Consider the following 25,790-nt stretch of genomic DNA (forward strand, 5'->3'; position numbering starts at 1 on the left):
AATGACCATTCCCTGGCTTACCATGAATTTTTCGCTATCCCTGCTCTCGGATCCTGAAACCGTTGCTTTATTGCTAACGGGACTGTCAGTGACGCTGCGTCTTTTTTTCGGCGCGCTTGTCTGCGGTTTTTGTGTCGCCTTGCTGCTGACAGCCGTCAATCTTATTCCCTTGCGCATCGTGCGCGCCATCATCAGCCTGTATGTGGAATATCACAGAAATGTGCCGACCGTGGTGCAAATCATGGTGTGGTACTTCGGCATGCCCGAGGTCTTGCCCAAAGCACTCAAGCTGTGGATCAACCAGGGAAACTCAGAATTTTCCTTCGCGTTGATTGCCTTATCTCTGAATGTCAGCGCCTATTATTACGAGGACATACGTTCGGGGATCAAAGCCATCGCCGGCACACAGCTGGAAGCGGCCAGGGCGGTTGGCTTAAGTTCGGTGCAGGCGCTACAGTGCGTTGTGCTGCCCCAGGCGGTTCGTATCGCCGTACCACCCATTATCAACCGCTCCCTGATTCTGTTCAAGGACACAAGCCTGGCCATGGTCATCGGCGTGACCGAACTGACATATCAAGTCAAGCGCATTGAAAATATTACGTTCCAGACTTTCCAAATCTTTCTGATTTCGACAGTACTTTACCTGGCCATTTCCTTGCTGATTGCCCTGCTCGGCGCACAAGTTGCGCGCCGCTATCCGGCAAGCTTCAGAAGATAGGAGCACATTTATATGTTGGATTTTATTGATACCTACGGCATGCTGTTCCTGGTGGGTTCCTGGCCGGAGGGACCGATAGGCGGCTTTGCCGGAACGCTCATTCTGGCAGCACTCAGTCTGTCTGCCGCTTTTCCGATTGCGCTGCTGGTCGGCACTGGCAGAACTTGCGAAATAAAAATCATTCGTGGCCTTTCCACGATATGGGTATACGTGTTTCGTTCCATTCCCCTGATCATGATCATTTTCTGGGCGTATTTCCTGCTACCCACGATCATGAAAACAGAAATCCCGCCGTTCTGGACTGCCGTATCGGCCATTATCATCTATGAGTCGGCGTTCCTGGCCGAAATCATCCGCGGAGGATTACAGGCGCTTCCTGCCGGGCAGGTAGAGGCGGCGCGAGCCATGGGGCTTGGCTATTTTCAGACCCTGTTTACCATCCAGATTCCGCAAGCCCTGACCAATATGATTCCGTCGCTGTTGAATCAATTTGTCTCTACGATCAAGGCCACCTCTATCGTCTATATCATCGGCGTCAATGAAGCGGCTTTTTCGGCGCAGCAGATCAACAGCATTGAACTGACTGGCACGCTACGTACCTACCTTGTGCTGGCGCTGTTCTATTTTCTCATATGCGCACTGCTTTCCAGACTGGCAAAACTTCTGGAAACCCATCTGAATGCCAAGCGCCTGGGCTCGGCCACCTGACTCATATTACGGAGACTAATCATGATTAAATTTGAAAACGTTAACAAATGGTATAAGAACTACCACGCTTTGCGCGATATCAATGGGCAAGTCAACGCCGGTGAAGTGGTCGTGGTTTGCGGGCCATCCGGTTCCGGCAAATCAACCATGATCCGCACAATCAACAAGCTTGAAGACATTGCAAGCGGCTCGATCAGCATCCAGGGCCAATGCATCAACGACAAAGGCGTTAATATTAATCAATTGCGTGCAAAAATCGGCTTTGTTTTTCAGCACTTTAATCTGTTCCCCCATCTATCTGTAAAGGACAACGTGGCCTTGTCGCCGATCAAAGTGGCGGGCCAATCCAGACAGCAGGCTTATGAGATCGCCGAGGCGTTGCTGGACAAGGTTGGTCTTTATGCCAAGAAAGATGAAATGCCAGCCAATCTTTCGGGAGGGCAGCAGCAGCGGGTGGCGATCGCCAGGGCACTTGCGCAACAGCCGCCCGTGATTTTATTTGACGAACCGACCAGCGCCCTGGACCCCGAAATGGTAGGCGAAGTGTTGAACGTGATGAAAAAACTGGCAGCCGACGGCATGACAATGGTCTGCGTCACCCATGAAATGAACTTCGCCCGAGAAGTGGCCGACCGAGTCTGGTTTATGGACCAGGGGCAACTTCTGGAAGATGCTAGCACCAACGATTTTTTTACCAATGCCACTCACGAACGAGCGCGCAAATTCATGGCTGATATTTTGCACTGAGAAAATTAGAATGCGCCACTGTAACCGGCAAGCACATGCATGACCGCTTGCCGTAATGCAGACCGTCAGCCCTTGCTTTAACGATTTCTTTCATTCAATGATTGATATGCTGTCTGCGCCGCTTCGCGAAAAGCCTGTAGCAAGCGAATGCGCGACGATTTGCGCGACCAGACCAGGCCGAAGCGCCTGGGCGCACTCACTTCGGGCAAAGGCAGCTTGATGATTTTGAGGTCACGCTTATACAAATTGGCCGAGTCCGGAATAATCGCAACGCCCAGGTTCTGATTGACCATAAGTGCGATCGATTCAATTGCGTTTAACTCGAAACGCTCGGTCGGTACGATGGCCATGGCACGCAGATATTGCTCGATCAGCTTGCCGCTCCAGCTATGATGGTCATATCGAATGAACGGTTCTGAGCGCAGCAGCTGCGCCGGATTCTTCCCCCGGTGCGCTTCCGAGGCGAGCAGCATGAAAGGCTCTTCACGCAGCAAAAACCATTGCTGCGTTTTAGGCAGGGTGTACGGTGGCTCGATGGCGATAGCGGCGTCCAGATTACCATTCTCGATATCACGATAGAAATCGGGCGACACGCCCGGCTGCACCACGACATTCACTTCGGGATAACGCTGCACCAGAAGACTGAGAATATCGGGCAGAATGCTGTTTAGCACGCTATTGCCCGCGCCGATCCGTAGCTCGCCACGGATTTCATTTGAATTGGCAAGACCCGGTAATGCATCTACTTCGCTCACGATGAAAGCCAGCCGGTCAATCAGACGCAGGCCGGCCTCGGTGACATGAACGGTTCGGCCTGCACGCGCTACCAGCGCGACGCCGATCTCCTGTTCGAGCGAGGCAATCTGCTGCGCCACCGTACCGTGGGTCACATTCAGCTTGCGTGCAGCCTGTGCCATAGAGCCAAGCTGGTGAACCAGCAGAAAACTGCGGATAAAGTTAGTGTTCATAACTAACCATTCTACTCCCGACGGTTGTGGCAACACAGCACGCTTGTCATACGCGCGCCGCTTGAATGGACTTGCCTAAAAAACCAGCGTTACCGCCTGGACCGGACTAATGTTGTTTAATGTTGTTGCTTCTTATGCTGGGCGATCCATTGGTCGAACTGGGCGATTTCCTTTTCCTGCGCAGCAATAATCTCTTTGGCCATGGCTTTCATTTGCGGGTCTTTGCCTTTTGCCAGTTCCATGCGAGCCATATCTACTGCGCCCTGGTGATGAATACGCATCATAACGGCAAAGTCATAATCTATATCTCCCGAGGCTTTCACTGAATCCATTTGCTGCTGCATGTTCATCATGGAGCCATGCATATCCCGGGGGGCATCACCCGCGCTCATATGCGCATGCCCCGTTGTCTGGGCCTGCGCCAGCATTGGCGTAGCAGCCAGGCCCACCATAAGCGCTGCGATAGACAGGCGGCGACAAACAAAGCCAATTGTGATTGGTACTGTTTTTTTGTGCATAATCATTCCCTGGAATGGTTAAAAAATAACATGTAAACGCAGAAGCTGCGCGCGGCCTGCGGCACCGCGCCGTCGTCGGCCAGGCTGTGTCAGGCAAAGCCCAAACCGTTTGAGGGCACCGCTGCCTGCGCCATGTCAACCTCGATCAACTTTCCTGAATCAGTCTCTGGAAAACGGTTGCCCGGTGAAGTCCACTGTGACCAGATTGCCATCCATGGGCCCCATGCCGGGAGAATTGGCGGGCATGCCTGGCGCTGATACTCCGGTTGTTGTTTCGCGAGCGATAAGCTTATTCACCACGGACGCCGGTACATGACCTTCAACAATTTGTCCGGTGGTATCAATGACGCCTGTGTGACAGGACTCAAGCCCTGCGGGCACCCCCAGCTTTTGCTTGACAGCAGCCATGTCGCCTGTCTTGACGGCATTCACCGCAAAGCCCGATTCGCGCATGTGCTGAACCCATCCGGTACAACAACCGCAATTAGGATCGAAATACACCGTGAGTGATTTGTCGCTGGCGTAGGCGCCGGACGCAGCCGTCAAAAGCGCTGCTGCAATTACGTACGTTTTCATTTAACAACCTCAAAATTCAATAGGCCTTTGTCCGATTTTGACCTTTCATCAGTTCCCGGGCAATGGAAAACGCTGTCGCACAATCGCCTGGGTCTTATTGACATCGCCTGGACCGCGCCCGTTTAGCCGACGGGGCGCGCAGGATACCCCGCCTCATCAAGGACTGCCATAAGCTGCTCCTGTGTGCCAGCGGACTGCACCTGTACACGGTGCTCACCCACATCTGCCGTGACCTGGGCCGCCGGATCAATGGAATGGACTGCTGCTGTCACTCTGCGCACGCAAGCGCCGCAAGTCATGTTCTCGATGTGAAATTGCATACGATCGTTCCTATAGGGTGAAGTGATTACGGATTTAAGAATAAACCTTGCCACCGTAGGAAGGTCAAGCGCTTTCGCTCCCCCATCTCTCGGACCGCACCCCACAAAAGATAGAACATCTATCTTTTTAAGATAAAAATAGAGGCGTTTTTTCTATCGTCGCTGCCTTATGATCTGCGCATACAAAAGGAGCAGACAGTGAAAAGCAAATTATTCGTGCCGGCATCACGACCTGAATTGTTCGAAAAAGCGATCCACAGTCAGGCCGATGGCATCTCGTTTGACCTGGAAGACGCCGTACTGGAGCCTCACAAGAACCAGGCGCGGCAGCAATTAAGCGATTTTCTGCACGCAGTAGCACCCGAATCACAGACAAAGACCATCATCGTGCGTATCAACGACATGGGCACTCCCTGGTTCGAAGAGGATCTGAAGGCTTGCATGGTGGAGTCTGTGGATCTGATCAACATTCCGAAGATCGAGTCGCCAGAGCAAATGCGGGATTTTTTCGTGGCTTTTGACAGCCTTGCCGCCGTTTTGGACAAACCGCCCTCAATTCTGGTCAACATCGAAACCGCCCTGGCCTTGGTCAACGCCGAGGACATTGCGGCGACAGACAAGCGCATCGCCGGCTTGCAGCTAGGCCTTGGCGACTTGTTTGAACCGCTGGGCATCCATCGCTACGAACCGGCCACCGTACATCATGTGATGATGAGTGTGCGACTGGCAGCAGGTAGCGCGGGTATATATGCCTATGACAGCGCCTATACCGATATCAGCAACAGCGAAGGCTATCGCCAGGAAGCGCTGCTGGCAAAATCTGTCGGATTTCTGGGAAAAACCTGTATTCATCCCTCCCAGATTGCGATTGCAAACGAAGTATTTACACCCACCCGCAAAGAAATTGACTGGGCGCGAAAAATCGTGGAGTCGGCAGACCAGGCCAGTCATGGCGCCTATGTCCTTGACGGCCAGATGATTGATGTCCCATTTATCAACAAAGCAAAAATGATTCTGCGCCAAATCGGCGAATCATAGAAAAACCCCAGGAGACAAAAGTGAGAAAAAATCCGTTGAACCATAAGCACGTTACGAGATTGGCCAGCGCCACATTGCTTGCCTCTGTCATGGCGTTGCCGGCCGCCGCCGTTGCCGCCGACCCCGCCAGCTTTCCGGGCGATCGGCCCATCACGCTTGTAGTGCCTTATCCTCCAGGCGGCTCCAATGACACGTTCGCACGGGCCGTAGGCATGAAGCTGGGTACACTGCTTAAGACGACGGTTGTGATTGAGAATAAAGGCGGTGCCCGCGGCTCTATCGGCACCATGCAGGTTGCCCGCGCCAAGCCGGACGGCTACACACTGGCGGCCGTGTCCTCCAGTTTTACAACCAATGCCGCGATCCAGCCATCGTTGCCCTTTGATCCCATTGGCGATCTGCGAGGCGTGGGCCTGATGGCCGAAGGCCCGTTTATTTTGGCCGTGCGCAAAACGCTCGGATTCAACAAGGTCAGCGATCTGCTTGAATATGCCAGAGCAAATCCGGGCAAACTCAATTATTCGTCTTCAGGTCCTGGCAGCAGCAACCAGTTTGCGACCGAAATGATGAACTCGCTAGCCAAAATAGACATGACGCACGTTCCATTCAAGGGCATGGGGCCGGCAACAAATGCATTGATTGGCGATCAGGTCGATGTGTTGATCGCCAGCGGCCCGTCGCTGTTGCCGGCAGTAGGCACCGGCAAAGCCATTGCCCTGGGTGTGACCAGCAGCCAGAAAAGTGCGGTGGCGCCTGATTTGCCCACTATCGCAGACGACATACCCAACTACAACTTCAAGATCTGGTGGGGCATTCTGGCGCCCAAAGGCACACCCGACGCCATTGTGACAAAACTGAATGATGCGCTCAAACAGGTCACAGCCGATGCCGAACTCCAAAAATTCTTTGTCAGAGAGGGCGCAGAATCAGCGTATATGACGCCGGCCGATTTTGACAAGGAAATCGAAGAAAACATCACACTATGGAAAAACGTCGCCCGCGATAGCGATATTCATGTACAGAAATAGATACGGATCAGCTTTATGACATCAACAGTTTCAGCAAATAATGAATTGCCTTTGGCCGGTATCCAGGTATTGGATTTAAGCGCCTACATCGCCGGCCCCTATGGTTGCACATTGCTGTCCGACCTGGGTGCACAGGTGATCAAGATCGAACCGCCCGAGGGCGATAATCTGCGCAAATACCCCTCTACGCTGGAACATGAAAGCCGGGCGTTTATCGGCGTCAATCGTGGCAAGCGCGGGATCAGCATTGACCTGAAAACCCCGGAAGGCTACGACATCTTCTTGAAACTGGTGTGTAAGGCGGATGTCCTGGTGCATAATTTCCGACCCAAGGTTCCGGCCCGCCTGAAAATTGACTACCAAGCCTTATCACAACTGAATCCGAAACTGGTTTACTGCGCCATGACCGGTTATGGTTCGGCCGGCCCCATGGCCGACAATGCCGGATATGATCAGGTGCTGCAAGCCATGTCAGGTATTTGCGACTCACAGGGGATGGGCAAAGCCGGGCCGGAAATTGTCTATGGCTCTGTTGTTGATTTCTACGCCAGTGCGATGATCGCCAATAGCGTCAATGCGGCGCTGTTTAAGCGGGAGCGCACCGGCCAGGGCTCGTATGTGGAAGTCTCACTACTTGCCAGCGCGCTGACCATGCAGTCCACGCGCCTGGTCTGGGCAGAAGGCGAGCCGAAGAATATCGAACGCGATATGCGCTCGGGTGGCATCACCGGCATCCATCCGACGAAGAACGGGTTCATTTATCTGTCGGCCAATACCCCGCACTTCTGGGAAGCACTGTGCACTTTGCTGGGCCTGCAGTGGCTGGCGACGGACGCACGCTACGACACGGTGCGCAAGCGCGCCGAACATGCCAACATCATCATCCCCATCATAAGAAATGCGCTCCAACAACGCAGCGCGTCAGAGTGGGAAGCGCATTTTGGCACCCGGGTGCCTTGCGCCATGGTCAGACCGGTTGATGATATGTTCGAACACCCGCAGGTACTGGCCGAAGGCCTGGTGCGCGAATTTTCACACAGCAAAATCGGTAAATACAAGAGCATTACCGGCCTGATTAAAATGGATCACGCGGCCTGCGCCACGGAACGGGCGGCGCCCGATTTCGGGGAACACACGAGCGAGTTACTGTCGGAATACGGGTATTCAGCAAAAGATATCAATACCCTCCTAAAACATGGCATCGTGCGCTGATACTGAAATTGCTTCGTGACAAGGTCACGGTAGCCGACTCTCTTTCCCGACTGGAACAGCCGTTTAATCCCAACATATAGGATAACCATTCTATTTCTTGAATAAAAAATAAAATTGCATATAATGAAAAGCCGTCGAGAAATTGTGGTTCCAGTTCGGATTTTTAAAACTCAGAACCCAAAGCGTCATTACTTGAGATTTTCATGGACAAAACCCTGCTCAAAGGCCTGGGGCTATTTGAAATCATCTGCGCTCAGGAAGATCAACCCAATACGATTGATGACCTTGCCGTTGCAGCCGGGCTGACCAGGAGCAACACGCACCGCACCCTGCAGACTCTGATCGCGGCCGGGTACGTGGAAAAAAGCAGCCATTCAGGCGGCTACAAACCGACTCTGAAAGTCTTTGAGCTGGCAGCACAACGACTTGCCCGGCTGGATGTGCGCAAAATTGCCACTCCACTCATGCGCCGCGTCGCCCAGCACACACGGGAGACCGTGCATCTTTCTGTTTTAGACCAGCTTGATGTCATTTACATAGACAAAATTGACAGCCCGAATCCAGTTCGCGCCTATTCCATTATTGGCGGGCGCGCGCCGGCACATGCGGTAGCGACCGGCAAGGCCATGCTCGCTTTCCAGAGTGATGAATATCTCAACCGCCATACGGCCGACCTCATCCGTCATACCGAGAACACCCTCACCTCACTGACCGCACTCAAAGAAGAACTGGCCAATATTGCGCGCGCCGGTTTTGCCATCAACCGGGGAGAGTGGCGCAGCAATGTGGGAGGAATCGCCGCGCCGATCTTTGACGGGCACAACAAGGTCATCGCCGCGCTCGGGATCTCGGGGCCGCTGGAAAGACTGACTATCGAGAATATGAAACGGTGGTCGCCGCTGGTGCTGGCGGCTGCCCGCGACATTTCCGGCGAGGCAGGATATGTCCCCGCCATTTCAACGAATCAAACGAATACGAACCCCTCTGTGAGCCAATAACTATGAAGCAAGAAACCACGCTGCAAGGCGTAAAAATACGCATCGCTGTCCGCCCGCCGCGACTGGGCCAACACAACGAACAGGTCCTGTCGCGCATGACTACACAGGGAGAGAATGCATGAACGAGCCTTTACTTATTGAACGACGGGAGCAGTCATGGATTTTCACCCTGAACCGGCCCGAGAAAATGAATGCCCTGTCGCCTGCCCTGGTGCAGGCTCTGACTGAAGGAATACAGCAGGCTCATCAGGAAAATATTTCACTCTTGGTATTCCGGGGCAATGGCAAAAACTTTTGCGCGGGGTTTGACTTTAGCGATCTGGAAACGGCAAGCGAGGGCGACCTGTTGCGGCGAATCGTGCAGATTGAAATCATGCTGGACCTGCTGGCAACCTCGCCTGCCATGACACTGGCCTTATGTCACGGACGTAATTTTGGCGCCGGCGCCGATCTTATTGCTTCATGCAAGCGCCGTATTGCGGCCAATGGCACGACGTTTCGCTTTCCAGGCATCAAATTCGGACTGATCCTGGGTACACGCCGCTTTCAGAATATTGTGGGCACACAGAACGCGCTGGAAATTCTGTCAAGTACACGCACGATTGATGCCGAAGAGGCGCTCAAAACAGGATTCATGCAGACCTTGCAGGATCAAGCTGACTGGCAGGGCATCATCGAACAGGCGGAAACCGATAACGCGATCTTGTCCGACATCACGCGCCAAAATCTATACAGAGTGCTGTACGGCCAGGCGGAATCGGACGAGAACCTGGCCGCGCTGGTTCGTTCTGCAGCAGCGCCGGGCCTAAAGGATCGTATCCGCGCCTACCTGAAACCGGCTCAGTAACCTGAGGCCACATCAGGAACCCACCGGACTGACGAATGCGCTTCCCAACTGGCGTCAAAGTAGTCCCACAGGCGGACTCCCCCCACGAAGCGCGCCAAAAAAAGCCCTGGCTCTTTAAGAGCCAGGGCGCAAAAGTACGATGGATAGGTGAATATCACTCGTACGGAGCGTATTCTATACAAAACAACGCAGATTACCGGCGCGTTGTAACACCTATTTAGCATTTTTTGTAAATAATGCAATCAACATTGTCATTTACACACCACAGGTTAATTTTTGAAATGACTGATTACGCGATTTTAACGAAATGTGGTCATTTGGCGCGGTATTTTCAAGCCGGTCGCGCCTGCTCATCAAGGCCTCAATACCCGGGCGCGTAAGCGGGCGGCAGCTGCATTTGTACCGGAATGCCGTAGACCAATGCTTCGCTAATAAACGCCGTGCTCTGTTTGGTTTTGAAGCAATTTAACGCCGGTTTCATTTGAGCACTTTCAGTCTTTTGCGATGTATTCGTATTTGGCAGTATTGACCCTCGTCTGGCGCCACTCCACAGGCCTATCCTGATATGTGTAGGCGGTGCGATCGATCAATAGCAGTGGCGTCGCCTGAGCGATCTCCAGCCAGTCGGCAACAGCGCTATCGGCCACACACACACTGAGCTTTTCCCGGGTGTCGATAATATTGATACCAAAATTATTCTGATAAAAGTTATATAGCGTGCTTGATCGCTCTGCCAGGCTTTTCTCTGTCAGTGTCGCAAAAAGAATTTCCGGCACCTGGATCTCGTCGATCATGACCAGATCGTTATTGAGGCTTAGTAAATTGAAAAAATGGAACACGCTTGCGTCTTTGGGTAGTTGCAACCGTTCGCTGGCCTCGCGTGTTGCCTTGCGCCGACGAAATTTCAATAGACGTGTTGTGGGATAGGATTTGAAACCATCCTTGCGCTGGATCCGGAAGAACTTGAAAAAATGCTGATCACTCTCGTGCGTGGCTACGAACGTGCCGCGTCCCTGGTGACGGATCAGAATATGTTCGCTGACCAGTTCGTCGACCGCCTTGCGCAGCGTACCGATAGAGACACCGAACTTTTCGGCCAGCTGATTCTCAGGCGGAATGGCCTGACCACGCACCCATTCGCCGCTGGCCAGCGCTGCGAGCAGCGACTGCTTGACTGCGAAATAAAGGGGAGTTCCCGGCAAAAAGAAATCTTTGTTGTTCATAGGTGGCAAATTTTAAATGACTTGCATGAATGATGCCACGGCTTTCGCCTTTGACGCCAGCAGAATTCACGCCTTTCCGTTTTCTAAATATTCATATAGATGATATAGTTGACTTGAATGAATATTGCATTTATTATTTATTGAAAATCGCTACGCAATCGAACTCATATCAATTGTCAATTTAAGGAGAAAACGATGATCCATGCCGTACTGCATGATTCAAAGGACACCGTTGCCGTTGCCGTCGTCGAAGGCATTACCGCCGGAATGGAACTGAGCTGCTGGAATATGGAAGAAGACAAAATCATTACTGTCAAAGCCACCCAGGACATCCCTATCGGACACAAAGTGGCGCTGGTAGACATGAAAGATGGCGATACTGTCTTCAAATACAGCGTCGATATCGGCAAAGTGGTGGCTCCCATCAGCGCCGGCGACCACGCCCACGTGCATAACATCAAAACCAAGCGCTGGTAAGCACGGCAAACGCATTGCCGCAACCGCTATCGACTGAGAACTTACAGCAAGGATTTACTCATGGCCATTATTGATTCAAACACCACATTTCGCGGATACAAAAGAGACAACGGGCGCGTCGGGATACGCAATCACGTTGTGATTCTGCCTGTTGACGATATCTCCAATGCAGCGGTGGAAGCTGTTGCCAACAACATCAAGGGCACAATCGGCATCCCTCACCCTTACGGCCGGTTGCAATTTGGCGCCGACCTGGACCTGCACTTTCGCACGCTGATTGGCACAGGATGCAACCCCAACGTGGCTGCTGTCGTCGTCATCGGCATTGAAGAGGGCTGGACCAAAAAAGTGGTCGATGCCATCGCGCAAACCGGCAAACCGGTAGCCGGCTTTAGCATCGAGCTGCATGGCGATCACGACACGATTATGCGCGCGTCCAAAAAAGCCAAGGAATTTGTGCATTACGCCACGGCGCTGGAGCGTGTTGAATGCCCCATTTCCGATTTATGGGTCTCTACAAAATGTGGTGAATCGGACACCACATCAGGCTGTGGCGCCAACCCGACGGTGGGTGACGCCTTTGACAAGCTATATGCCACCGGCAACACACTTGTGTTTGGTGAAACCTCCGAGCTGACCGGCGGTGAGCAAATCGTGGCCGCCCGCTGTGCCAACGACAAAGTGCGCGAAGACTTCATGTTCATGTTCAATCGCTATCAGGACATGATCAATCGCTGGAAAACGTCTGATCTGTCCGAATCGCAACCCACCAAGGGCAATATCGCAGGCGGCCTGACCACGATTGAAGAAAAGGCATTGGGCAATATCCAGAAAATCGGCAAAAAATGCATGGTGGACGGTGTGCTGGACAAGGCGGAAATGCCCACTGGCAAGGGCCTGTGGTTCATGGATTCCTCGTCGGCTGCCGCCGAAATGGTTACACTTTGCGCGGCTTCGGGCTATGCGGTGCACTTTTTCCCCACCGGCCAGGGCAACGTCATCGGCAATCCGATACTCCCTGTCATCAAAATATGCGCTAACCCGCGTACAGTCAGAACCATGTCGGAACACGTTGACGTGGACACCTCTGGCCTGCTGCAGCGTGAAATCAACCTGGATCAGGCAGGAGACAAACTGCTCGAATGCATGCTGGCAACCGCCAACGGTCGCTGGACATCTGCCGAAGCACTGGGTCATCGCGAATTTGTCCTGACACGGCTATTTGAGAGCGCCTAAAACGGGACGGCCGGCATAAAAAAAACGGGCCGGCCGCCAATCACAATCGTGGAGGAGACACCCCATGAAGCATAGTCACAACGCAACAAAACGCAGCATACTTAAACTCGCAGTGTTGTCATTGTTCTGCACAGGGACCGCGATTGTGGTCCCTTCGGCACAGGCTGAATGGAAACCGGATCAATATATTACCTATATCGTGCCGTTTGCCCCGGGCGGTCTGACCGATGTTGCCGCCCGCATGGTCGCCAAGGGCGTGGGCGATAAAACCGGCTGGAATATTGTGGTGAACAACAAGGCCGGCGCCAACGCCAACCTGGGCGCATCGGAAGCGGCCCGTGCCAAACCGGACGGCACAACCTGGCTGGCTATTACCATGACGCATGCCGTCAACAAGACCCTGTTCGGGCAAAAGGCCGGTTACGACATTGAAAATGATTTTGTCCCCGTCGCCAAAATCGCCTCCTCTGCCATCATGGTCGTGGTGCCGCAAAACAGCCCCATCAAAACCCTGCAGGACCTGATAGACACCGCCAAGAACAAAACGCTGAACGTAGGCAGCAGCGGTACCGGTACGCCTCCGCATATCGCCATGGCACTGTTCCAGGACCTGACAAAAACCAAAATGACGCATATCCCGTATAAAGGCGGCGCGCCCTCCATGATCGATCTGATTGGCGGCCAGCTGGATGTTGTGTTCTCCAACTATCCTGAGTCTTTGCCTTATGTACAACAAGGCAAGTTGCGGGCGCTGGCGCTCACAGCCGACAAACGCTCTGCTGCCGTGCCGGACGTGCCAACCACTGCAGAAGCAGGAATGCCCAAACTGATGGTTGACAACTTCACTGGCCTTTTAGCGCCCAAAGGCACAGACCCGGCCCTGATCAAGCAGATAAGCGAGCAGGTCACCGGCGTCGTGGGCGAAAAAGCCATGGGTGAGCAACTGATCAAGCTCGGTTTCATCCCCGATCCAATGGGGCCAGACCAATTCAAAACCTATCTGCATGACCAGATTGGGAAACTGGCCAAAACGATCAAAGACGCAGACATCAAAGTCAATTAAACCACAAATGGAATATGGCCGTTAACATGAGCAACACAATCGTCATCTCTGAATTCATGGACGAACCGGCAGTGGAACGCCTGCGCCAGGTGGCGCAGGTGGACTATCGACCGGAACTTGTCGATAACCCGGAAACGCTGTGTCAGAGCCTGAGCGATGCCTCTGCCCTGATTGTGCGCAATCGCACCCAGGTCAATGCCGAACTGCTGGCGAACGCCCCACACTTGCGGGTCGTCGGCAGACTGGGTGTGGGACTGGATAATATCGATATGGAGCTGTGCGCAGAAAAGGACATCATGGTCTACCCTGCGGTGGGCGCCAATGCCCAGGCGGTGGCCGAGTATGTGATTGCCACCACATTCGTGTTGCTGCGCGGCGCCTACATGGCCAGTAGCCAGGTAAGGGCGGGAAATTGGCCGCGGCCTCAGTTAAACCATGGCCTGGAAGTGGCCGGACGCACATTGGGCCTGGTCGGATTTGGAGGCATAGGCAGGCTCACCGCGACACTGGCCAGCGCGCTGGGCATGAAGATTGCAGCGTATGACCCCATGATCAATACCAACAGCCCGATCTGGGCTGAAACCGGCGCAACGCCGATGTCGCTGGACGATCTGCTGCAACACAGCGATGTGATCAGCCTGCACACGCCTTTGACAAAGGAGACCCGGCATTTGCTCAATGCCCGTCGTATCGGCCTGATGAAAGAGAACGCAGTCCTGATTAACACCTCGCGTGGAGGGATTGTGGATGAACAGGCGCTGGTGGCTGCCCTGCAGGCGGGCAAACTACGCGGCGCGGCCCTGGATGTGTTCGAAGATGAGCCGGTCAAAGCGGACAATAACCTGCCCGATATGCCAAACCTGATGTTGACGCCGCATATTGCCGGCTTGACAGAAGAAGCTAATGAGCGGGTGTCGAGTGTGATTGCGGAGAAGGTGATGGCGTATTTGAAGGGTAAATAACGAAAACAGTTGTACTGACGGTCTGTTGCGCCGCCACTCATGTGAATTAGGCAGGCCAGAAATCACAGACAACGGCAAAAATACCAATAACTCAAATACCGACCAAGCCGCTATAATGACAGAAATACTAAGAAATTCAATTCGTTATAATGGAGACGATATGAAAATGTTTTCTGTCTACTCAGGTCAGGAACCCGAAGAATTGAATGCAGTACATACGAATGTCCTGGTATGCAACGCCTGTGCTGTTTCTGAAATGAGCGCGTTCGAAGACGCCGATGAAATGATAGAGATCTCCTGCGATCCGAGTTATGAAGACCGTTGCAAACTCTGCGGTAAATCGTTCGAACAGGAAATAGAAGAGCGGGCTCTCAGACCCGGCTAAGTACGGGAATTAATCACGCTCGCGAAGCCTTGTGCCAACCGGATAGACGCGCGTGGGCTGGTCTAGCGTTTGCCGCGGAGCCAGGCAATAAACCCCAATACAGGGCGTAGCGCCTTGCGCCATGGCGGCATGGCGCTTACTCCTGACGCCTTCCAGTCCAGCAATTCGTCCAGTGCGTTTTCCGGCGTGGTGTAACGGGCTGAACGTCGGCTCACGTAGGCTGGGTACAGAATCAGAACGCCTGCCACCAATTCGTCCAGCGTCAATGTGCGGGTACGGCGTGCAACCGGATACTGGTCCTGTGTTAACCCCCAGCCGGCATAGAATGGCTGCCCAAAGGTGACCACCCGGCGCCCGCGCAGCAATGCCTCGAAACCCGCCAGTGAGGTCAGCACATGCACCTCATCCACCAATGCGAACAGCTCGCCAATCGGGCAATCTACTACCACCTCATCGCACCATTGCAACGCCTGCTGCTCATTCTGCCCTGCATCACGCAGGCCGGCCACGACATCCGGATGCGGCTTATAAACGACGTAGGCATCCGGATTGGCATTACGCACCGCCTTGAGCAAATCCATATTGCGCCGAACCACGGGAGATCCATACTTGATGGACGCATCCGTTTCCACCTGACCCGGCACCAGAATCACACGCGTGGCGCTGGCCGGACGCTGCCATCGCCCGGACCCGACGTTGTACTTGGTCAGGTTCGCCGCCACAATCCGTTCGCGAAGCGCCCTGGCACGCTGACGCAGCGCGTCGTCAAAGATTGAGGCCTGAAGAATATTTTCCAGATCCGAGGTGCTGCCCGAATCATAATAAATGCCAGAGCGATCAATCACCCACGACAGCGGCTGCACCAGATCGGCGCCCAGACCGACCGAGCGCAGGAACCCGTCTTCTAGAAACACGCGTTGGTCGGCAAATTGCTGCGTGTCGGCAGCTCGCCCCCAGACCGCCAAGGTGCCTTCGCCGGGAAAATCACTGGCCTTTTCCAAAAACTGCACCTCTGCACCCTGAAAAAACCGCTGCACAATAGGTTTTTTCCAACGCGAAAAATTCGGCGCATAGACGGGCGCGGCAAAACGATGACGCATGCGCCGTTGCAATCCCATCCATTCGATCAGCCTCTCGGGCTCGCACAATGCGCCGGTTTCCGGATCCAGGTAGCGCGCATAGCGAACCAGTGCGGCGTGCACCAATTGCTCGCGTGAGGCGCGCTGGCGACGTGCCGGCGCAACCTTCGCGTCCGTCGTCAGCCCGTAGCCTGCATAGAACGGCATGCCAAACGTGAATACCGGCGTGTCCCAAAGCAGTGCCTCAAACCCAATTTGCGAAGTCACGGTATACACTGCCTGCGCCTGTTCGATAAGCCGGACCGGATGAACGTTATCCGCCAGAATCGTGACACGAGGATGATTCTGTAGCGATGCCAGATCAAAGTGCCCTGTTTTATGGCCTGCGAACACATCGGGATGGACCTTGATCAGGACGCTGCAATCGACATGCTGCTGCAACGCGCTCTCTAGCATTGCGGTAAAGTCTTGCGCCGAAGCCTGGCCATAACGCAACGACGCATCACCAAATGTCTGGTCTGCCAGCAATACATACCGGGCGGGCAACGGACCGTCAAATTCGGGTAAATGGTTATATTTGGATACGCGATGCCGACGCCATAGTGAAATAAGCGATTGGGTTCGGGCAATAGCAGCCACGTCCAGCGGTTGCGCAACCAGATGCTCAAGCCAGGACGGGCAGCCTGCATCGTAATAGATCCCCTGGTGATCAAACAAGAGGGACAAGGCAGGTTCGTCAACACCAAGGCCGACAGAACGCAAAAACCCGTCTTCGAGCAAACAGCATTGCGTCCCGGCCGCAGCGGCCATACGCACGGCCCTCAGGCCGCTCTTTTTGCGCCCCCAACCCAGACGCACTGCCCCGTTGGGCGTTCCAAAGCAAGCGATTTTGAGTGGAGCATCCAGAAATGCAGGTAACTTGCGATTGCGCCAAAGGCCGATGTCCAGCGCACTGACAGCATAGAATGACACCCTTTTGCCAGAGATCACCTGCTGCCTGTCTGTCATGCGCTCAAACCCAGCGTTTGCACGAGCTGACGCAAGCGATCTTCCCAGGTGTGATTGGCCAGCACAAAATGAGCACCGGCGCGGGCGCGTTCCAGGTCGTCTGGCGAAGGACCATGCTTGAGCCGCTCGAACGTAGCCATCATTTCCTCGCGGGTATTGACTATATGACAGAACTGGCTGAACATGCGCTCCATTGAGAGGCTGGGGTTGGAAACAATGATTGCGCCGCAAGCCAGCGCCTCTATCAAGCGGCGCGAATACATGCTGGGTGAATCCACGATCGTATTGACGTTCAACGTGACAAGGTTGTCCTTGTACACCATGGCCGTTGCTTCGTGCTTGATGACATGGCGCACCTGCACGCAAGGCAGTGCTGGATAACGGTAATGCGCCGCTTTCCGGTCCGAATTACGATCGTAAACGATTAGTCCCAGGCCGGAATCTGAACATGCCTGAAAGGCATTATCCTGCCAATACCGGCGATTATCGTGCATATGACGGCTGTAACTGCCCACGAAGTTCGCGGTATGATATTTGAAATCAAACCCGGTAAACCGGTGAAAAAGCGGCTGAACCGGGAACGGCAGCGTACCCACGTACACGCTATCGGCCACTTGCTCTCGGTAACGGGGCACGCAAGTCTCATCGACGGTAAAAATATAATCACATAAGCGGGCCGAGTCGATAAACCGCTCGAAATGCACGCCATCTTCCTTATTCCAGAAAACCGTCGGAACACCACGGCTTCTGGCGTATTTCACCAGCTTTTTCAAAGACTTATTATTTCTTTCGGGATGATCCGGATAGCTGGCGACTTGAAATTTCCACGATTCGTCGATTCCCTTCCAGGCCGATTCCACTAAAACCAGATCGGGTTTCCAGAATTTGAGCAAATGCTTGTAGTTGAGGGGCGACAAGTTCTTTACACGGGCGTTTTGGCTGATACATACGCGCGTAAATTCATCAGAGATCAACGCGATTTTCAAATGGGCAAAGCAACCGCCAGGAAGGACTGGCGATCCTCCCAGCGGAGACTTTAGAGAGTTCAGAAAACTTATCACGTATGTAGTATTTATGACAACGGGCTATTTTAGACGACGAACCGGGCAATTCGCCTGTTCTTTTGCACGTCATAATTGTAACGTTTATTCTTACTGCTCAGTACAATGATTGCAAAGATAGACAACGACAAACAACAATCGGGATAAGCGCCAGTTCGTTCCTTCGCTACCCTGCCAAACCACTGGCATGCGAGCCAGCCCAGGCCGGTTCTGCCAAGCCACGTACGCCGCAAGTTGCCCGCAGGAATTTCCCATGATGGGCGCCGTGACGGACACCATAAAAAATGGGCATGCCGAAAACTCTGCATGCCCATTTGTCTGCGCCTGAAAAGCGGACCTGGTTAAAAAGCGACTAAACCCGCAAATCGGACTGGAACTTCGTCTTAAGCCGCTTTTACAGCTGCCTGTTCAGAAGCGTTGTCCAACCAGTACGTGTACGTACGCAGCACAGTCAACTCCAGTGTGGCTTTGCCGGCTGACTGAATAACGCCAGCTGGAATTACTGCAGAGCCTGTTGTCCAGCGCATGGCAGTCCCCTTAACGTCCTGGGCTTTGTTCATGCCACTGATACGGCTGTCCATCAGGTCAATATCGTGACGACCGTTGCTGTCTGTGAAGGCAATTGCCGAGAGGCCAACACCGACGCGACGGATATCACGGCGGGCCAGATGCGTTACGTCACGCACCAGGGAAGAGCGCGAAACGATACGCACGTCACCGGCATTTTCAGGCAGTTCAAAGCGGTATACACCTTCTTTGACGAACTCTGGCGTTGCCTGGATAATGTGACCATCAACTTCGACGCACAGGGCTGCATCTGTCGTGCGCTGTGCACCTGTCAGCTGTTCTGCACGCGCCAGCAATTGCTTGCGAATGGCTTCAACGATCGCGCCCTCACGTGCAATCACAATACCTTCGATGTTCGGACGGCCTTCTGATGGTCCAAAATCCGGATTCATGGCAACTTCGTCTGCATTCTGGAACATAGAACGGTTACCCATATCTACGTAAGACTCTGCAGGCACGCCTTCGGCCAGGATAATATCGAACTGCTCCAGCTCAACGTGGAAGTATTCGAACGAGCGACGCTCAAACTGCTGAACGATTGTCTGGCCATTGACCAGCATCATGGCAGGAACCAGCGCGCCGTTGAACTCCAGGTGGTGGCCAGGAGAAACAATCAAATCAGCGTGTGGCACATTGTCTGCAATGGCGTCTTTTTTGATCAGGATAGGAAATGCACGTACCGCATCCTTGGCAGGAATACGGCTTTTGTACAGCGTACGATGACCCAGCCATTTCACCGTAGCAACACCGCCAGAAGCAGTCAGCACTTTGTCGCCGGCTTTCAACGTTTCAACCTGAACGTCGCCTTCTGGTGTCGCGATATGCGTGCCTTTGAGGAAGCAAGCATAAGTCATGTTACCGCCTTCAAATCTGACCAAATCAGGGTCCAGGTCATCGGCATTGAAACGGCCGACCGTAACGCCCTGATCATTTTTAAAGATCAGATCGCCGTTAACATACTCACCGCTAGTCGCGCCAACAACCTGAATCTGGTCGCCTGCCGTCACACCGGAGATGTTAGGATATCCAGAGAGCTCGACATTGATGCCAGTAGAATCATAGATAAAAGTCGATGTGGCGTCTTCACCCAAGTCTACATTGATTGAATTTCCCAATCCCAGAGACAGAAAGTCCGATGTCATTTCGAGGGTTGAGCCCTCAGAAAGGTTGTAATTGAACGTAGAACCAACGTTAACGCCAGCCAGGCCGGTCAGTTTCACATTCGCATCGTCACCCAAATTCACTGTGCTGGTTGAAAGCAAACCAACTGAGATCGTCTGCTGCAATTCGAGGACATCATCGCTGCCTGTTGAATTGTTGACGTTCAACGTAGTAGTCGGGCTTAATGCTCGTGCATTAAGCAGCGTATCGCCATCGTAATCACTTTGATCAACGGTTGCTGTAGTGGGTTGTAACACTCCACCAATATCTAAATTTACTGTAGCCATTATTCACCTATCCATAAAAGTTGAATTTATTAATTTTGGTTGCATGAATTGCAACTCGAAGCACATCAACTAGCTTATACAGATATATCTCGGCAAGCTGGGAGCAGACTTTGGTTCAGACAACGTCCCTATTTGCCGTAGAGCGGAAATATCCAGGACAAAGATAGTCCAATTGAAATATTTCGTATGTGATTATTACATGGGAAATTGAATGAAACAAGTTACCATAGTCTCGAATTTTTACTTATTGCGACAATTACTTGTTTTCAGGGATATTCCAAGGGTAAACACCTAATAAAATTGTCATTGCGAGGACTGTCAAATGACTTTTCGATGGGCAGGCTGCTCACAAAACAACGATTTGCCAACGTCACTAACTCGGCACTCCAGGCCATACGATGGCCGGCCTTTCAGACCTGATCGGGCACTCTGCCGTAATCATCGTCATACCGCACGATATCATCTTCCCCCAGGTAGGTTCCCGACTGCACCTCTATCACCTCCAGAGGCGATTCGCCAATATTTGCCAGGCGATGGCGAACGCCCACCGGGATATATGCGCTTTCGTTTGCATGAAGCACCTGCAGCGTATTGTCCCTCGTGATCTGAGCGGTACCAACCACGACCACCCAGTGCTCCGAACGATGCTGGTGCGTCTGCATACTAAGTGCTGCGCCCGGCTTGACCATGATTTTCTTAACGCTAAAGTTCGCACCCTCGGTGATCAGCTCATAAGTGCCCCAGGGCCGGTAAACTTTGCGATGAGCTGTCGCCTCGACATGTCCCTGTTTTTTCAAATCAGCGACGATTTGCTTTATGTCTTGCGAGCGGCTGCGATGCGCAACCAACAGTGCATCTACCGTATCCACAACAATAATATCGTCCAGGCCCAGCGTTGCAACGAGTCTTGATTCCGATAGAGTAAGCATGTTCGTACAATCTCTGGAAATGACCTCCCCAACATTCACATTCCCGTTTGCATCTGGATGCGATGCCTCCCACAGCGAATCCCAGGAGCCGATATCGCTCCAGCCAGCGTCAAGTTCCAGCACCACTGCTTTTGTGGTTTTTTCCATCACTGCATAATCGACGGATATTGCGGGGATTTTTTCAAACAGCTCGCGGTTCAGCCTTATAAAATCCAGATCCACACTGGACTGCTTAAGCGCCTCATAACACAGCGACAGAATATCGGGACGATACGTTCTTAATTCGGCCAGATAGATACTGGCCTTGAACAAAAATATCCCGCTATTCCAGACGTAACGCCCGCTGTGTACATATTCTTGCGCGACCGCCAGGCCAGGCTTTTCAACAAACTGCTCTACTGGCTGAATACCACTTCCCGGATGCCGCTTGATATATCCATAACCCGTTTCCGGATGCGTAGGCTTGATCCCGAAAGTGACGAGCTTGCCCTGCTCGGCCGCGTCGGCAGCAAGCTTGACCGCTAAGGTAAATTGATCGGCGTCCGCAATGACGTGATCTGATGGCAAGACGAGCAATAGTGGATCAAGCCCCATTTCATACGCCTGCAGTGCCGCTACTGCAACTGCCGGCGCCGTATTGCGACCAACTGGTTCCAATAGCAATGCAGACGGGCTGACGTTAACCTGGCGTAAGTGTTCTGAGACGATAAAACGATGCTCTTCACTGGCGACCACGATTGGCGATCGACCTGCTAGCCCGGCAATACCCAGCCACGTTTGTTGCAACAGTGATCGTTCACCAGCCAGGGTTAAGAACTGCTTTGGATATGCTTCCCGGGACAGTGGCCATAATCTCGTTCCAGCCCCACCTGCCAATATCACTGGTATTATTAGACTCATTATTCTTTTCCAGGTCGATCACTATTTCAGCGTATAGCTAGAGTATCGCTGACCGCCAGATTCGCATTAATTACGAATCGTCGCGCTAGCCTGCGCGAAATATTGTACCCTAATTATCTGTTCATTCCTTTCCGAAGAACATCAATGCTAGTTTTCTCCATTTGGATAACAACATGTATTTGGCCCATTCCCACATCCCGTTGCATACTACATGCCAATATACGGGCGGATTCCAGAAGGTCACATTTACATAATGAGCCCAACGTTTAAACTTTCAACTATTATGATTTAACCTTGACTATAAGAATAAGTGCAGCGCTCAAATTGGAGTTTGCTCCTCGATTAATTTCAGAAATAGTATTCTTAGATTAATGTATTCTTGCCGAAGAGTCTATAAAGCCGACAAAAATTTTCTTTTATAAAAATTTTATACATATTAAATAAAGCAAATGATTAATCAAGATTTACTAAATGGCGGGCGATCTTCTACTGACATTTTCTTAAATGCCGTATGTGCCCAAGCCCAGAAAGACGCGGCACTGCCGTACGTCTTATCGTACTCGCCCGTTTCGGTGCTAAATCCTTTTCAGCAGCTGTTATATTGCAGCGCTACAGCTGGAGGTTACGCACTTGTCCCGACAACCAAATTTAAAAATCTAAGTACTGTAAATTGGCGCAATCGGTCCGTAATTCACCTTCACTGGGTAGCCTCCGTTCTAAAAGCTTGCACGAGTAAAGGCCATGCCGATTTTTGTGTACAACAATTTGAAAAGAAATTAGAAAATTGGCGTGCACTAGGTCATAAATTATTGTGGACAATGCATAACGTACTTCCACATGAAAGTGTTTTTTTTGAAGCAGAAATCGCATTGCGAAAAAAAATCATCAACTATTGCGACGCGATACATATCCTTTCAGAGGATTCCATCGAGATTGCAAGTGAGTTTTATCCGATCGAAAATAAAAAGATTTTTCATATTCCTCATCCCTCCTATGAGGGCTGGTACCCCAATATTATTGACCGCACAAGCGCACGCCAGTACTTAGGACTAGGTTTTAATGAGTTTATATTTTTAGCTTTCGGTTCAATCCAGAGATACAAGGGCGTACTGGAATTAGTACGTGCGTTCAAAATTATGAAGAATGAGAACCCTACACTGCGACTTCGATTAGTGATCGCTGGAAAACCTGTGGATACTGAATACATACGTGAAATTTCGATAGAAATGGGGGCGGCTGATTCGATAACATTTATTCAGGATTCGATGGAAGATAGAGATATTCAGATTTTCTTCAATGCCGCTGACGTTGTAGTTGCGCCGTATAAGAAAACCTTAAACTCAGGTATTGCGTTATTAGCAGCAACGTTCAAAAAGGAACTTGTAGCCCCTTATTCTCCTGGAATCAAACAGACTTACAATACAGACACCACACTGCTCTATACCGAACGTCCAGGCGATGAGCTAATTGATGCGCTTCATCGGTCGATTTTTTACAGAATCTCGGAGGGCAAATTTATAGATATATTGAAACACCATAGACCAAAGGACATTTCAAAAAGATTTTTTGACGCTGTCACATCGAATTTAATGGAAGACATGAACAGGTAAGTACGGAAACACCATGAAAAAAACAACAATCAGCTGCAAAGCTCAACAGCGACTTGACAATCCTTTGTTGCAAAAAGATTTCATCACAAAGCCGAATGAAAAGCTCAGAATCCGTATTACCGCCAATTCAAAGGATCTAACAACTAGCGCACGCGCCCTACTATGCCGCATCCTCTTTTTAGATGCAACATCAAAACCAATCGAGGAGAATTACGACGGAGCTTTTTTTTCCCCCATCTATGGAAATTTTCTCTATATACCCTCAACAACGGGATCTGAAAAAGGGGAATGGTTAAAACGAACAATAACCGTACCGAAACTTGCTCGCACTGTGCGGTTAATAATTTTAGAAGGTGAATCAAAAATCGACCACCTAAAGCCGTTAAAAAGTATTGAATGTATTAGCGGCAATCTGCCGTTGCTCGAAACCAGATTACCGATAACCTCGCAACTACCAAATAAACTGACCTTGTACTTCACCAAGAAAATCGATACACGCAACGCAGGTCTAATTTCAATAGTATATTTAGATCAAGATGAAAATGAAATTCAAGGTCCACACCTAAACCTTGCATACTCTGCTCGCTATGGATATTTCAAATATATACATCGAACTGGCGACGCAAACGTATTTGAGCTGTGCCTACTGCCCCCAAAATCAGCCACATCGATGCAGCTTAGAGTATATGGTTTAGAAAGTGCAATCAATTTTGAGTTTAAAAGAAGCCCTAAAATTGAGGTATATCCCATTTACACGAATCTCATGGATTCTCACAGCTGGCAGCGAATCAGCCCGCAAGAGACGATCCGAATCGCAGTTCCGCCCGGCCATATTGGCGGCGAAGTATATGAATTGCCTCTGCAATATGTTGCCTACTGCGACAATGAAACATTTGAAGTGCTAACACGAACCGGCAGTGACAAACGCTCATCAGACGGCACCACGCTTTTTAATTTTCACGAAAAGTCCATCTCGCTCTCGGACACAGGTAACAAACGGCACAAAGAAAAACTGAATATTTATGTTCCGGAAAATGCAAACTATCTTGATCTTACATTCGGGCTGTCCCAATTTGACACGGTATTTCTAAAGATAGCTAACACTTTAAAAAAAATTACCAAGAATTTCACCTTCGCACATAGCCAACCCAGAGCCCGGTTTGATGACGAAGTACTTTTAGAAATTTCACCTTTGTGGAAATCCCTACTCCAAGTTTCGACACCACGTGAAGCAAAACCATACGTCGCTTCGCCAAATGTAGAAACCTTAATTACTTTCTATGATGCAAGCCATACTCCGCTTTCGATAGATCTGGCTCCTCATAATTCCGTTTTTGGCCATATTTTTCAGATCGACTCGTTTACATTAATACTCTCACCTGATACGGAATCCGTTGCAACCGAAATATCCGAAAGCATAATCACATCGGTTGCTCTATTTCAGCCTCCTGAAACATGCCGCCATTTAGGAATAAAAATATTAAATAGCGCCGATGTAACAATCTCGAATGTTCAACTAAAATTTTCGCAGTTTCACGTCCTCATACCAGAAAGGGTTACTCAGGATTCATATGATGTCATTTTGACTGATACGGAATTACCGTCAACAGCAACCAGATCGCTGCTCGCATGCTTAACAAAAAAATTTCCAAACGCTCCAGCCGTTCTAAACCAGGCGTTACAGACTTATTGTCGCCTAGGCGACTTAGCCGAGCCAACAAAACTCTCCACCCACATCTTGAATAATATAAGAAATGCAGCATTACGTAATCAGGCCCGGCTATTTTTATCAGAGCTAGAGTCGCTAAGCCCAACTTGGTCCCCCTCGACAAACGTGGCAACAACAAATGCTAAAGACAAACTCACGAGCTATGTCATTGTGTAACTATCCCCTAAAATAATACAGCTGAAGCGTAGAATTTTTCTTACACTAAGAAAAAAGGATTTTTACGATGAGCAAACGGATGACAGAAAGCCAAATTGTGGCGATGTTGAAAGAAGCGGAAGCTGGGATACCGATTAAAGAGCTGTGCCGCAAGCATCATGTAGGTAACTCCACATTTTATAAATGGCGAGCCAAATATGGCGGCATGGAGCTCTCCGACGTAAAACGACTCAAAGAGCTCGAGGAGGAGAATCGTCGCTTAAAGCAGATGTATGCTGA

General features: G+C 51.4%; 25 protein-coding genes. 16 read left to right on the plus strand and 9 right to left on the minus strand.

Going from position 1 to position 25,790, the window contains the following annotated elements; genetic code table 11:
• Position 1 precedes the first annotated feature (1 nt).
• Genes CAP48_RS19275 through CAP48_RS19285 form a run of 3 tightly spaced genes read left to right on the plus strand, consistent with a single transcriptional unit; the run spans position 2 to position 2,173 of the window.
• Positions 2-718 carry an amino acid ABC transporter permease gene (locus CAP48_RS19275; RefSeq protein ID WP_242444566.1) on the plus strand — a complete coding sequence of 239 codons (717 nt, stop codon included), beginning with the start codon at positions 2-4 and terminating at the stop codon, positions 716-718.
• A gap of 12 nt (positions 719-730) precedes the next feature.
• Positions 731-1,426, plus strand: coding sequence for an amino acid ABC transporter permease (locus tag CAP48_RS19280; protein ID WP_100699488.1), 696 nt, complete (start codon positions 731-733; stop codon positions 1,424-1,426).
• Positions 1,427-1,447: 21 nt separating this feature from the next.
• Positions 1,448-2,173 (plus strand): amino acid ABC transporter ATP-binding protein, encoded by a 726-nt coding sequence (locus CAP48_RS19285; RefSeq protein WP_100699489.1) that lies wholly within the window; start codon positions 1,448-1,450, stop codon positions 2,171-2,173.
• Positions 2,174-2,250: 77 nt separating this feature from the next.
• Here the strand turns inward: CAP48_RS19285 and CAP48_RS19290 are convergent, their stop codons facing one another.
• From CAP48_RS19290 to CAP48_RS19305, 4 genes are all read right to left on the minus strand, one after another.
• Positions 2,251-3,141 (minus strand): LysR substrate-binding domain-containing protein, encoded by an 891-nt coding sequence (locus CAP48_RS19290; RefSeq protein ID WP_100699490.1) that lies wholly within the window; start codon positions 3,139-3,141, stop codon positions 2,251-2,253.
• A gap of 116 nt (positions 3,142-3,257) precedes the next feature.
• On the minus strand, positions 3,258-3,659 hold the full coding sequence (locus tag CAP48_RS19295; RefSeq protein ID WP_242444567.1) for a DUF305 domain-containing protein: 402 nt from the start codon (positions 3,657-3,659) through the stop codon (positions 3,258-3,260).
• A 159-nt stretch (positions 3,660-3,818) separates the two neighbouring features.
• The gene (locus CAP48_RS19300) at positions 3,819-4,235 is read right to left on the minus strand and encodes a DUF411 domain-containing protein (RefSeq protein ID WP_100699491.1); all 417 of its coding nucleotides are present in this window, start codon (positions 4,233-4,235) and stop codon (positions 3,819-3,821) included.
• 122 nt (positions 4,236-4,357) lie between these two features.
• The gene (locus tag CAP48_RS19305; protein WP_100699492.1) at positions 4,358-4,555 is read right to left on the minus strand and encodes a heavy-metal-associated domain-containing protein; all 198 of its coding nucleotides are present in this window, start codon (positions 4,553-4,555) and stop codon (positions 4,358-4,360) included.
• A 198-nt stretch (positions 4,556-4,753) separates the two neighbouring features.
• Here CAP48_RS19305 and CAP48_RS19310 point away from each other — a divergent pair, with 198 nt between their 5' ends.
• The 5 genes from CAP48_RS19310 to CAP48_RS19330 all read left to right on the plus strand — a co-directional run bounded on the left by CAP48_RS19310 (position 4,754) and on the right by CAP48_RS19330 (position 9,678).
• The gene (locus CAP48_RS19310; protein WP_100699493.1) at positions 4,754-5,593 is read left to right on the plus strand and encodes a CoA ester lyase; all 840 of its coding nucleotides are present in this window, start codon (positions 4,754-4,756) and stop codon (positions 5,591-5,593) included.
• Positions 5,594-5,613: 20 nt separating this feature from the next.
• The gene (locus CAP48_RS19315; protein ID WP_100699494.1) at positions 5,614-6,621 is read left to right on the plus strand and encodes a tripartite tricarboxylate transporter substrate binding protein; all 1,008 of its coding nucleotides are present in this window, start codon (positions 5,614-5,616) and stop codon (positions 6,619-6,621) included.
• 15 nt (positions 6,622-6,636) lie between these two features.
• Positions 6,637-7,833 (plus strand): CaiB/BaiF CoA-transferase family protein, encoded by a 1,197-nt coding sequence (locus tag CAP48_RS19320; RefSeq protein ID WP_100699495.1) that lies wholly within the window; start codon positions 6,637-6,639, stop codon positions 7,831-7,833.
• Positions 7,834-8,036: 203 nt separating this feature from the next.
• A complete protein-coding gene (locus CAP48_RS19325) occupies positions 8,037-8,831 on the plus strand; it encodes an IclR family transcriptional regulator (protein WP_100699496.1) in 795 nt (264 codons plus the stop codon).
• Between the two features lie 118 nt (positions 8,832-8,949).
• Positions 8,950-9,678, plus strand: coding sequence for an enoyl-CoA hydratase/isomerase family protein (locus CAP48_RS19330; protein ID WP_100699497.1), 729 nt, complete (start codon positions 8,950-8,952; stop codon positions 9,676-9,678).
• A gap of 491 nt (positions 9,679-10,169) precedes the next feature.
• Here CAP48_RS19330 and CAP48_RS19335 read toward each other — a convergent pair whose 3' ends face one another.
• Entirely contained in the window at positions 10,170-10,901 is a 732-nt protein-coding gene (locus tag CAP48_RS19335; RefSeq protein ID WP_100699498.1) for a GntR family transcriptional regulator, read from the minus strand.
• Between the two features lie 195 nt (positions 10,902-11,096).
• Between CAP48_RS19335 and CAP48_RS19340 the strand changes: the two genes are divergently transcribed.
• The 5 genes from CAP48_RS19340 (at position 11,097) to CAP48_RS19360 (ending at position 15,024) form a co-directional block, all read left to right on the plus strand.
• Entirely contained in the window at positions 11,097-11,378 is a 282-nt protein-coding gene (locus CAP48_RS19340) for a UxaA family hydrolase (RefSeq protein WP_014752347.1), read from the plus strand.
• A 60-nt stretch (positions 11,379-11,438) separates the two neighbouring features.
• Positions 11,439-12,614 (plus strand): UxaA family hydrolase, encoded by a 1,176-nt coding sequence (locus CAP48_RS19345; protein WP_100699499.1) that lies wholly within the window; start codon positions 11,439-11,441, stop codon positions 12,612-12,614.
• Positions 12,615-12,678: 64 nt separating this feature from the next.
• Complete coding sequence (locus CAP48_RS19350; RefSeq protein WP_100699500.1) at positions 12,679-13,677, plus strand: tripartite tricarboxylate transporter substrate binding protein; 999 nt, start codon at positions 12,679-12,681, stop codon at positions 13,675-13,677.
• A gap of 26 nt (positions 13,678-13,703) precedes the next feature.
• Positions 13,704-14,639: a hydroxyacid dehydrogenase gene (locus CAP48_RS19355; protein ID WP_100699501.1), complete on the plus strand. Its 936-nt coding sequence runs from the start codon at positions 13,704-13,706 to the stop codon at positions 14,637-14,639.
• Positions 14,640-14,799: 160 nt separating this feature from the next.
• Positions 14,800-15,024: a hypothetical protein gene (locus CAP48_RS19360; protein ID WP_100699502.1), complete on the plus strand. Its 225-nt coding sequence runs from the start codon at positions 14,800-14,802 to the stop codon at positions 15,022-15,024.
• 62 nt (positions 15,025-15,086) lie between these two features.
• On the opposite strand, the gene CAP48_RS19365 is transcribed toward CAP48_RS19360, so the two are convergent.
• From CAP48_RS19365 to CAP48_RS19380, 4 genes are all read right to left on the minus strand, one after another.
• Entirely contained in the window at positions 15,087-17,111 is a 2,025-nt protein-coding gene (locus tag CAP48_RS19365; protein ID WP_100699503.1) for a capsular polysaccharide biosynthesis protein, read from the minus strand.
• A complete protein-coding gene (locus CAP48_RS19370; protein WP_242444568.1) occupies positions 17,108-18,028 on the minus strand; it encodes a glycosyltransferase in 921 nt (306 codons plus the stop codon). The genes CAP48_RS19365 and CAP48_RS19370 overlap by 4 nt, the downstream gene beginning before the upstream one ends.
• A gap of 527 nt (positions 18,029-18,555) precedes the next feature.
• Positions 18,556-20,187 carry a Hint domain-containing protein gene (locus tag CAP48_RS19375; protein ID WP_100699504.1) on the minus strand — a complete coding sequence of 544 codons (1,632 nt, stop codon included), beginning with the start codon at positions 20,185-20,187 and terminating at the stop codon, positions 18,556-18,558.
• 410 nt (positions 20,188-20,597) lie between these two features.
• The gene (locus tag CAP48_RS19380; protein ID WP_100699505.1) at positions 20,598-22,016 is read right to left on the minus strand and encodes a mannose-1-phosphate guanylyltransferase/mannose-6-phosphate isomerase; all 1,419 of its coding nucleotides are present in this window, start codon (positions 22,014-22,016) and stop codon (positions 20,598-20,600) included.
• Between the two features lie 449 nt (positions 22,017-22,465).
• Between CAP48_RS19380 and CAP48_RS19385 the strand changes: the two genes are divergently transcribed.
• From CAP48_RS19385 to CAP48_RS20505, 3 genes are all read left to right on the plus strand, one after another.
• Positions 22,466-23,626: a glycosyltransferase gene (locus CAP48_RS19385; protein WP_100699506.1), complete on the plus strand. Its 1,161-nt coding sequence runs from the start codon at positions 22,466-22,468 to the stop codon at positions 23,624-23,626.
• A 13-nt stretch (positions 23,627-23,639) separates the two neighbouring features.
• Complete coding sequence (locus CAP48_RS19390) at positions 23,640-25,511, plus strand: hypothetical protein (protein ID WP_100699507.1); 1,872 nt, start codon at positions 23,640-23,642, stop codon at positions 25,509-25,511.
• Between the two features lie 67 nt (positions 25,512-25,578).
• The coding region (locus CAP48_RS20505) for a transposase (protein ID WP_153045727.1) at positions 25,579-25,790 on the plus strand (212 nt) is incomplete at its 3' end.

The organism is Advenella sp. S44, assembly GCF_002810445.1.
In the GTDB taxonomy this organism is placed as follows: domain Bacteria; phylum Pseudomonadota; class Gammaproteobacteria; order Burkholderiales; family Burkholderiaceae_B; genus Advenella.

What these genes read in the sequence shown, in the direction of transcription:
- CAP48_RS19275 (WP_242444566.1), top strand. Translation starts at nt 2, where the DNA reads ATGACCATTCCCTGGCTTACCATGAATTTTTCGCTATCCCTGCTCTCG.
- CAP48_RS19280 (WP_100699488.1), top strand. Translation starts at nt 731, where the DNA reads ATGTTGGATTTTATTGATACCTACGGCATGCTGTTCCTGGTGGGTTCC.
- CAP48_RS19285 (WP_100699489.1), top strand. Translation starts at nt 1,448, where the DNA reads ATGATTAAATTTGAAAACGTTAACAAATGGTATAAGAACTACCACGCT.
- CAP48_RS19290 (WP_100699490.1), bottom strand. Translation starts at nt 3,141, where the DNA reads ATGAACACTAACTTTATCCGCAGTTTTCTGCTGGTTCACCAGCTTGGC.
- CAP48_RS19295 (WP_242444567.1), bottom strand. Translation starts at nt 3,659, where the DNA reads ATGCACAAAAAAACAGTACCAATCACAATTGGCTTTGTTTGTCGCCGC.
- CAP48_RS19300 (WP_100699491.1), bottom strand. Translation starts at nt 4,235, where the DNA reads ATGAAAACGTACGTAATTGCAGCAGCGCTTTTGACGGCTGCGTCCGGC.
- CAP48_RS19305 (WP_100699492.1), bottom strand. Translation starts at nt 4,555, where the DNA reads ATGCAATTTCACATCGAGAACATGACTTGCGGCGCTTGCGTGCGCAGA.
- CAP48_RS19320 (WP_100699495.1), top strand. Translation starts at nt 6,637, where the DNA reads ATGACATCAACAGTTTCAGCAAATAATGAATTGCCTTTGGCCGGTATC.
- CAP48_RS19325 (WP_100699496.1), top strand. Translation starts at nt 8,037, where the DNA reads ATGGACAAAACCCTGCTCAAAGGCCTGGGGCTATTTGAAATCATCTGC.
- CAP48_RS19330 (WP_100699497.1), top strand. Translation starts at nt 8,950, where the DNA reads ATGAACGAGCCTTTACTTATTGAACGACGGGAGCAGTCATGGATTTTC.
- CAP48_RS19335 (WP_100699498.1), bottom strand. Translation starts at nt 10,901, where the DNA reads ATGAACAACAAAGATTTCTTTTTGCCGGGAACTCCCCTTTATTTCGCA.
- CAP48_RS19340 (WP_014752347.1), top strand. Translation starts at nt 11,097, where the DNA reads ATGATCCATGCCGTACTGCATGATTCAAAGGACACCGTTGCCGTTGCC.
- CAP48_RS19345 (WP_100699499.1), top strand. Translation starts at nt 11,439, where the DNA reads ATGGCCATTATTGATTCAAACACCACATTTCGCGGATACAAAAGAGAC.
- CAP48_RS19350 (WP_100699500.1), top strand. Translation starts at nt 12,679, where the DNA reads ATGAAGCATAGTCACAACGCAACAAAACGCAGCATACTTAAACTCGCA.
- CAP48_RS19355 (WP_100699501.1), top strand. Translation starts at nt 13,704, where the DNA reads ATGAGCAACACAATCGTCATCTCTGAATTCATGGACGAACCGGCAGTG.
- CAP48_RS19360 (WP_100699502.1), top strand. Translation starts at nt 14,800, where the DNA reads ATGAAAATGTTTTCTGTCTACTCAGGTCAGGAACCCGAAGAATTGAAT.
- CAP48_RS19365 (WP_100699503.1), bottom strand. Translation starts at nt 17,111, where the DNA reads ATGACAGACAGGCAGCAGGTGATCTCTGGCAAAAGGGTGTCATTCTAT.
- CAP48_RS19375 (WP_100699504.1), bottom strand. Translation starts at nt 20,187, where the DNA reads ATGGCTACAGTAAATTTAGATATTGGTGGAGTGTTACAACCCACTACA.
- CAP48_RS19380 (WP_100699505.1), bottom strand. Translation starts at nt 22,016, where the DNA reads ATGAGTCTAATAATACCAGTGATATTGGCAGGTGGGGCTGGAACGAGA.
- CAP48_RS19385 (WP_100699506.1), top strand. Translation starts at nt 22,466, where the DNA reads ATGATTAATCAAGATTTACTAAATGGCGGGCGATCTTCTACTGACATT.
- CAP48_RS19390 (WP_100699507.1), top strand. Translation starts at nt 23,640, where the DNA reads ATGAAAAAAACAACAATCAGCTGCAAAGCTCAACAGCGACTTGACAAT.